Origin of the sequence: Planktothrix sp. (assembly GCF_046067725.1) — a bacterium.
GTDB lineage: Bacteria > Cyanobacteriota > Cyanobacteriia > Cyanobacteriales > Microcoleaceae > Planktothrix.
Genome location: NZ_JBJUDF010000325.1, coordinates 1 through 4,629 on the forward strand (window position 1 = coordinate 1; position 4,629 = coordinate 4,629).

Below are 4,629 nucleotides of genomic sequence, written 5' to 3' on the forward strand. Positions count from 1 at the left end.
GGGTTTAACTTCTTTAAGGGCTTGCAAAAAGTCGGCTTGGATGACCGTCATGACTTCTGGAATTTGGGCATCCAGGGTGGGAACCTGACGGCGCAACGCACTATAGGCGGCTTTCTGACAAACGGCTTTTAAATCAGCCCCCACAAATCCCACCGCGTTATCTGCAATTAATTCTAAGGAAACTGATTGATCTAAAGGCATCGAACGGGTGAGAATTTGCAGGATTTCTAAACGTCCATTGCGGTCAGGAACCCGAAAGAGGACTTCTCGGTCAAACCGTCCGGGGCGACGTAAGGCGGGGTCAAGATGGTCGGGGCGGTTCGTCGCAGCTAGAACAATCACCCCTTGAGTTTGGGCAAAACCATCCATTAAACTCAGCAATTGGGCAACCAGTCGTTTTTCCACTTCCCCTTCAACTTTGCTGCGGTCGGGAGCCATGCTGTCAATTTCGTCAATAAAAACAATACAAGGGGCATTTTTACTGGCTTTCTCAAAAATTCCCCGCAGTCGTTGCTCGGCTTCCCCATAATATTTGCTCATCACTTCTGGCCCGACTAACGCAATATAGTTAACGCCGAGTTCTTCAGCCAGGGCGCGGGCGGTTAAGGTTTTACCTGTTCCTGGTGGGCCGACTAAGAGAACGCCGCGAGTGGGTTCAAGCCCTAATTTTGCTAACAAGTCCGGGCGTTTTAGAGGAATAGCAATCAGTTCTTTGAGTTCTTTGAGAACTTCTGTCAATCCACCAACATCTTTAAGGGAAGCGGTCGTTGGTTCTTCTGGCGGTGTCATAGAGTCTTCAAATCCTGAATCTGAGGGAGAAGATGAGCGATTACGATTGACCTCAAAATCACCCCCACCAGAATTGCTCGGACGGGAAATGCCCCCTGGACGGGGAATCCCACCAGCACGGGGAATACTACTCAAGGGACGAGAACTGAACTGCACTTCAGTTTTAATTTCTCCTTTTTCAAGTTTTTCTTCTAAGGTTTTAGCCAGTTCGACTAATTGCTCAAAACCTTTGAATAACTCTGTCATAAAATTTCTCCTGAATCAATTGAAGGATAGGGACTGGGGGATGGATGGAGTTAAGGAGTTTAACCTTTAAAACTAAGATACCTTTAAAATAAAAGATCTGCTGCGCCTTTCACCCGTAAAGCAGGTTCTACTGACCGAGGTAAACTAGGTAAGCGAATCAGAGTTTGATCTGGGAATAAATCTCGATCAATTTCCTCGTTAGGGTGATAACGGTTCTGCACAACATAACGTTGATAGACTCCCATTTTTTTCAAAGATGCTGTTAATCGAACTTGTTCGGCAACAATGGCATCTTGGGCTTGCAGAACCCCTATAAATTCGGTATGTTGGGGATCTTTTAATTTTTTCTGGGCTTGCATCACTTGTTGTCTTAAGCTTCGCAATCGTCCCATTAAATCTAAACGCCCTAATACATTTTGATACTTCATCCACAGCTTAAAAATCCAAGCTAACCAATCCCCTAAAGCCGTAGGCATTTCTAAAAAACGCAGGAGGTGACCTGTAGGAGCCGTATCTAAAATAATCAGATCTTGTTGTTTCTGGTCTAATAAATCCATCACCGTTACTAACGATAACATTTCATCAATTCCGGGTAGGGATTGAGCGACAATTTGTCGCCAAGCTTCGGGAGTATAAGCTAGTTTGATGCTTCCATCTTCTTTGCCTTCGCCACTAATCATTTCTGCCAGTTCCCACAAATAATCATCCCGAAATTTTTCTAAAACGATATCGGCATCGACTTCTTGACCACTTAAATTGGCGGTTAATTGTATGGGTTGATGTCCTAATTTTTCCCCAAAGGCATCTCCTAAAGAATGGGCTGGATCAATAGAAATAATTCTAATGTTTTGGTCAGGATGACGATTCGCTAACGCCCAACCAATGGCAGCGGCAACGGTTGTTTTTCCGACACCCCCCTTACCACCAATGATAATGAGTTGGCGTTTGTCATCGATAAAATCACTAAAACTCGGAAGAATTTTTTGTGGCCATTGAATGGGAGGTGGGGGAATAAATTCTACTTTTTCGAGCAGTTGAATTTGACTGATGATCTGATCTAACGCTTCACCTCCCAGGGGTTCTGTTGATTGTTGAGGAAGGGTGAAAATTGCGTCTTGACCTGGAATTTTTAGAAATTTATCGAGGAGTTGCTGTTGCTCACTATAGCGATCTAAATTTTGATTAGGATTAGTTAAAATGCGATTAATAAATAAGCTGCCGCAGGGAATATTTAAGTGATGCAAACTATTGAGTAATCGTTCGGTTTCTAGTAAACTCATCGGTTCAGCAATTGCCACGATTAAACACAGGGTAAAATTGGCATCTTGCAGAAGTTGTTTTCCTTCGGTTAATTCTGATTTCATGTTGACCAAGAAGTCATCCACATCATCAGCATTGTAAGTTTTTGAGAAGGTCTGAGAAATAACGCGATGTTTTTCTTGAAATAATTCTAAAGAATTTAAAATAATCTCTAAAAAGTCTTTAATTCCTAATAAATTTAAGGTATGACCGGAGGGCGCCATATCAACGACAATTCGATCTACAATATTTTCGTTGAGCAATCGTTGAATTTCTAATAGCCCCATAATTTCATCTAAACCGGGCCAGTCTAAATCCCAAACGGGAGTTAAATCTTCTCCTTCAACAAAGCTCCCGCGTTCTACTAAAAGTTCTAAAAATTTTCCGTATTTGGCTTTAAATTCTAAGAGTAATTTTCCCGCATCTAATGCCCTAACTTTTAAGTTAGGTAAGTCTTCTAGGGGTAGGGCTTCATCACTGACTTGAGTTTGTAAGACATCCCCTAAAGAATGGGCTGGATCAGTTGAGATTAATAGGATTTGTTCATCAGGAAATAATTGAGCCCAACGGCGGGCAAATCCACAGGAAAGAGTGGTTTTTCCAACTCCTCCTTTGCCACTAAACATGACTAAATGTCGGCTGTCATAACGACTTAGAAAATGGTTTACCAAGTTAAGGTTAGTCATAGAGAAATTCAGTTAAGTAAAGTGATAGGGTGGAGAAACTTGCCCTAATTGTAATTCCCAACGGGGGCAAGCTTTCTGCCAATGCAGGACTTGCTCAATTAGTAAAGGTTCCTCTTGAAAATTGACTAAAAGATAAATTCGTGATTCTGCCCCAGGAGAAGGAACAATAATCGTTGATGGATAGTTTTGGGTGACTACATGAACGAAATTTTGCCATTCTGAACCTTGCAGAATATAAAAGTCTTGTTGGGCTTCATAGTGCTGTTTTTTAGCTAAAAAATATTGTCTTCCCCGGCTTTCAGAACAGAAGACAGGCTCCTCTAGTTTACGTGGAATACATTTTAAAAGATATTCGCCTTTTCCCTCAAGTTCTTCAATTTTTTCTTGATATTCTTGGGCATTAAAAAGCAGATGGGTTAGTAAATTTTCTGCCTCTAAAAAAGATGTGCCAAAACGTAAGGGTAAAATCGTCGTTTGCTGAAATAATTCGCAGATTACCCGATCATGGCATAAAACGGCTTGAATCAAGCATTCATCATCATTTTGTAAAGTGTCTAAACAAACTTCGGGTTCGACTATGGCTGAGAGATCACCAGCAGTTATCAGTAACACTGGATGAGCAATTCCAACAGGTAATTTTAAGCTCTCTGTTGGGGTTTTTAAAAAAGCGTAAGTATATAGATTATACAATTTCATAAAGCTTACCAAATGAAAATTTTAGATTTTTTACAAATCTTTGTAGTAGAAAATTAAATTTATGTTTTAGTTTTTTTAAGAAAACCATGTATGATACCTAATTCTCAGCTATAATATTATAAACTATCTAGGAAATCTTATGACAAACAATCGTGTTAAAGGCCCGATAAAACCTAAAATTAGCACCATGCCTCGGAATAAATCTGAAGCATCTCAGCAACTTGAATTGTATAAGTTGATTACAGAAAAACAACGGATCCAAAAAGAATTAAACTTGATGGAACAGCGAATTCAACAGTTAAAAAATCGTCTCACGGTTCTCAATCATCAAATCGACAGTACAGAACAGAGTATTCAAGATTTACGCCAAGCTAATCCCAGTATACCTAAAATGCTTCATCCTTCTAAACCGATTGCTCAGTCTTCTAATTTCCAAGCTTTTTACCTGGAATATTAAAACTGAAGCCTGCGGGTTAAAGATGAGAATTTCTTTAATTCTTCACCTTGTCAAACCCGCTTTTTTAGAATCATGATAGAAACAAAATAATCCTACCTCTAGCTTGTATCAATCGATTAGATTATGAAAACGCAAGAGTAGGATTTTAATTCAACAATAATTTTTATCTTTTTCTACTCATAAAGGGGATCAAGACATTCAGCCTAGTCCTCTACTGACTCTTCCTCTAAAGCCTGAATTTTTAATAAAAGTTCTTCTTCCTGAACTTCAAACTCTTCCTCAGAAATGTTGCCCATATCATAAGCTAGTTGTAATGATAATAATAATTTGTGCAAATTTTCAGTCTCATCATATTCGGTATTTGCACGCTCTTGAATTTTCTCTCCAATCCACATCAAACCACCAATAGGCCCGGTAACAGGAAAGCATAAAAGATCAAGAAACATAATTGACACT

General features: G+C 39.7%; 5 protein-coding genes. 1 reads left to right on the plus strand and 4 read right to left on the minus strand.

The window, feature by feature from the left end:
- The 3 genes from ACKPEB_RS20045 to ACKPEB_RS20055 all read right to left on the minus strand — a co-directional run.
- Positions 1 to 1,035, minus strand: a 1,035-nt coding sequence (locus ACKPEB_RS20045) for an ATP-binding protein (RefSeq protein WP_408966758.1), incomplete at its 3' end; no start/stop codon positions are given.
- Positions 1,036 to 1,118: 83 nt separating this feature from the next.
- Positions 1,119 to 3,020 (minus strand): ArsA family ATPase, encoded by a 1,902-nt coding sequence (locus ACKPEB_RS20050; RefSeq protein ID WP_408966759.1) that lies wholly within the window; start codon positions 3,018 to 3,020, stop codon positions 1,119 to 1,121.
- 12 nt (positions 3,021 to 3,032) lie between these two features.
- Positions 3,033 to 3,716, minus strand: a complete 684-nt coding sequence (locus ACKPEB_RS20055) for a GvpL/GvpF family gas vesicle protein (protein WP_408966760.1) — start codon at positions 3,714 to 3,716, stop codon at positions 3,033 to 3,035.
- Positions 3,717 to 3,855: 139 nt separating this feature from the next.
- On the opposite strand from ACKPEB_RS20055, the gene ACKPEB_RS20060 reads away from it, so the two are divergent.
- Positions 3,856 to 4,173: a gas vesicle protein gene (locus ACKPEB_RS20060; protein WP_408966761.1), complete on the plus strand. Its 318-nt coding sequence runs from the start codon at positions 3,856 to 3,858 to the stop codon at positions 4,171 to 4,173.
- A gap of 203 nt (positions 4,174 to 4,376) precedes the next feature.
- Here the strand turns inward: ACKPEB_RS20060 and ACKPEB_RS20065 are convergent.
- Positions 4,377 to 4,629 (minus strand): gas vesicle protein GvpG (locus tag ACKPEB_RS20065; protein ID WP_408966762.1); only part of this gene is annotated, 253 nt, incomplete at its 5' end.

Bases quoted from the DNA above. Each gene is read 5' to 3' on its own strand.
- ACKPEB_RS20050 (WP_408966759.1), bottom strand. From the start codon at position 3,020: ATGACTAACCTTAACTTGGTAAACCATTTTCTAAGTCGTTATGACAGC.
- ACKPEB_RS20060 (WP_408966761.1), top strand. From the start codon at position 3,856: ATGACAAACAATCGTGTTAAAGGCCCGATAAAACCTAAAATTAGCACC.
- ACKPEB_RS20055 (WP_408966760.1), bottom strand. From the start codon at position 3,716: ATGAAATTGTATAATCTATATACTTACGCTTTTTTAAAAACCCCAACA.